General features: G+C 47.0%; 3 protein-coding genes. 1 reads left to right on the forward strand and 2 read right to left on the reverse strand.

All coding sequences use genetic code 11. The features are described 5' to 3' along the window. Positions 1-251: hypothetical protein (locus D6694_03505; protein RMH46507.1), on the forward strand; the 251-nt coding region annotated here is incomplete at its 5' end. On the opposite strand, the gene D6694_03510 is transcribed toward D6694_03505, so the two are convergent. After that, positions 219-2756, reverse strand: coding sequence for a hypothetical protein (locus tag D6694_03510; GenBank protein RMH46508.1), 2538 nt, complete (start codon positions 2754-2756; stop codon positions 219-221). The two genes, D6694_03505 and D6694_03510, sit on opposite strands and share 33 nt — an antisense overlap. Before the next feature lie 3 nt (positions 2757-2759). Further along, the coding region (locus D6694_03515; protein RMH46509.1) for an IS4 family transposase at positions 2760-3644 on the reverse strand (885 nt) is incomplete at its 5' end.

The following is a 3644-nucleotide window of genomic DNA, read 5'->3' on the forward strand; positions in this document are numbered from 1 at the left end:
CGCGGGCTTCAGGCCTTCGCCGGGGACACGCCCAATCGGCGCAAACGCTTCATCCTGTCAACGTGCCGTACAAAAAGCCCCTGTACACGCCCAACGTGAGCATCACCTGCCCGCCGTATCTGGCAATCCGAGAAGATTTGAAAAGCGCCACAGCGGGCAAATTTCGCGCCGCTTACCCACCGCCGAAGGCGGGTCGGGTGCATGCATGGTTGGGTGGCTCAAGTGAAATCAGTAGGAGGCGCTTTCCCTAAAATTACATCTTCCACGCGCGACAGAATTTCCATATAGCCGTTCTTCGCATTCTGAACCTGTCGACGCGCCTTTTCTACTACGGCGGTTATCTTCTTCTGGATATCAACATTTGGCAAGAACACCTTCAAGTTTTCAAAATCATCCTGCTGTGTTCGCCGCCTATTAGAATGTCCAGTGGTAATTGCTCGAATTGCCCTTTGAAAATAACGACTTCGCAACAATAATGCAAGGTATTCTGGTGTGAGAATATTGCTGTCCACAATACGATATAGGGGAAATTCCTGTGTCACAATTGCCTGATCGTATTCTGGAGGAATGACAGCCACACATCCCTTCCACAAATCAATCTGAGAATAAATTAAGTCGCCAGCATAGGCACGATACCAGCGTGAACTTCCTGAGAAGTAAGCACCATGCCAAGATGGAGGGTTGTGTCCTTTGCCAGCCTCTCGTGGGGATAGAACGCCATCCTGACTTAGTGTTAATGTAAGAAACTCATCATCGGGGTAATCTCTTGGGTCAACTTGTTCTTCTCGACGCATCAATAAATCTCCCAGTCTATATTCAACCATGTGGGGTGGAGGATCTTGAATACGCTCCAAGTTGAAAAGATGGAACTTTGGATCAAGACGGTAGGACGGATGGGCATCTAGCACGTCGAGTATATTCATCGCGTGGCACGACGGCTCACGAGTTGGAGCATAGTTGTCGGGGTCCTGCAAATACAAATTATATTGCCCTAAAACAGTCGTTGGATCATCATAATTCAATCGTTTATTGTTGTTCACTGAGTAAAGCTGATTTCTCTGTGATTTATCTCCAGCAGGCGTGTATCCGATATGCTCAACTTCAGAAAAAAATACCGCATAGGGGTTCTGTTGCAGAGCATAACGAATGGCTGCCTTTTCTTGTGCCACCGTTAGAGTATCTTGCTCCAAGCCGTTCTGAGATAGGTATTCATGATACGCCTCATCAAAAGCAAGCTTTTCTGCTCTTGTAAATTTCTGCAGGAATATCAAACTGGTTTTATTTTGCGCTCCCGCTTTGCGAAATGCGAAGTCTGGCAGAGAAACCACCATCTCAATTCTTGCGTTCTTCAAAAGGAAACGTCTAAAGGATGGACATTGGCTACTTTCTCCCGAGTTATTCAGCGCTCCATCTGGAATCACCATCCCCAATCTTCCGCCCGGAACCAAAAATTGTAATCCACGCTCAATGATAATTAGTTCGCTGCTAATGCGATTTCGCCCACGAGACAATTCAAAATCAGCCAAAGAAGCATCGCCTAACCTATCTTTGTCTCCTTCCCTAACCTCATCCCCAAAAGGCGGATTACCGACAACTAGAGTAAAAATGCTGCTATCAGGCCGCAAATTGGGATTTGTGAATGTAATATCTAAACAGCTACGCTCCCCTTCAATGTTGGTATGACCATCTTTGTGTATAAGCAAATTCGTTTTGCATACCCGACTTAGTACGGAGTGTATTTCTATTCCAAACAGATGTCCAAGTGCAAAATCTATTTTTCGGCGCTCGGTGTCTGGTTGACCAGCGTAGTTGTCTTCAATATAGTGCCATACTTGCAGAAGTGACTCAAGCAAAAATCCCCCGCTACCTGCTGTCGGGTCAAGAATAAAGTCGGTATCTTTAGGCCGCAAGATGCCACAAACAAAACGCGCCAATTCTCTGCGAGTGAAATATTGCCCTAATTCACCCCGAAATACTGATCCAAAAAAATGCTCAAACGCAGCACCTAAAGTGTCCGAGTCGCACAACGTAAATCCGATGTCTTCAACTATTTGGACAACTTCAGCAATTTTGTCATCAGGCAGGTTGATATGGGAATCGACAAATATGGTGGGGTCACCTCTTTGAGCTTCGCGAAACCGTTTCCGAACTCGACTTGCAGTTTGAGAAATGGACTCGTTTGCGGATACTTGAAATTCGCGAGGAGCATTATTGGGAGTATGCCGTTCATCCCAAATTTTCGCAAAAAGCAGTTTGCTCCATTCGTCAAAGGCAGTTAATGGATCACGCCTACCGCCAGCCCAAATCGCCGCATGAGCACGACGCACTTTCATTTCCAAAGTTCTTGCATCAACAGGTCGGATATCGTAGCTGCCACCAGCGATTAATCTAAACTGCTGGGCTATCCCATAGTTGGTAGCCAAAGCATCTCGACTTCCTAATCTGTTTTTCTGGCGTTCAGTAGGGGGATGATTTTGTATATCAAAAAGAAGGGATTGCTTTCCCTTATCAATTAGCAGGTAGCGAGTATCCCGTAAACTATTGGCATTCCCAAACCCTTGTTCTATAGCTTTTTTCCACTCTTTGTTAGAGCATCTTTCTGCTTTGGTTTCCACAACTAAATAGGGGTCAGAAAGTTTGTCGTCACAAAAAACAACAATATCAGCCCTGTCTCCCGGAGTTCTTCGAGGCACTGTGTATTCAACAAGGATTCTATTGGCAGGATATCCCTTTTCAATAATTAGCCCATCGGTCACAAGTTAAGGTATTGAAGGATTTGTCAAGAGAGCCGGGATGAACTCTAATGGTGAAAGTTTACTGGTTTTGCGTTTTCGCTTGATAATGCCGAATAACTTTGCATCTTTGGCAAGGAAATCCACCGGATCATCCGTTTCGCCACGTTGACGTGCTTGCGTAAAGAAATACAGGCTGCGATACACCATTTCGATGGAAATGCGGGCAAAAGGCAGATTGAGACGCTCTGCCACGGCATCAGTCAAGTCAATCAGCACTACATACAGCAGCCAGGTGGCCCAGATTTGCAACTCGATGGCATTTTGAGAACCAGACCAGAAATAAGCCAGTCCCAAAAGGCGTTTGACAATAGCATAGGCATCTTCAATGCGCCAGCGTTGCCAATAGAGGGCGACGACATAAGCGGTAGGCAATTTCTCGGCGTCCAATTCGTTGGTCAGATAGCGATACCACTTGCCGTGATGCTGGATTTCAATCAAGCGGACGAGTTGTCGGGTTTCACCTTTGCCAATCCACACCAGGTAATCATGGACAGATGCGGTGCGGATGAGCGCTTGTTCCAGGGTGTAGACCAGGTTCGACTTGCTGCGGGTGATGAACGTGACCTGCGCCCGCCCGAGTTGGATGAACATAGAGAAGTTGATGTATCCCTTATCAAAGATTAACAAACTCCCAGCTTTCACAGCGGACAAAATCTTGGGCCAGAACCGTTGGTCATGGGCCTTGGCATCACGTTCGTACCACACCTGTTCCGGCAAACGCGTACATAAGTCCAAGAGGGCTGTAATCTTTCCTGCCAGCGGGTTCTCCGGCATATCGCGTAGCAGTCCCATTTTGCGGATGAGCGCATCCAGCGTTGAGCCGTCAACCGCCAAGATGGCCCGATACCG

The organism is Gammaproteobacteria bacterium (assembly GCA_003696665.1).
In the GTDB taxonomy this organism is placed as follows: domain Bacteria; phylum Pseudomonadota; class Gammaproteobacteria; order Enterobacterales.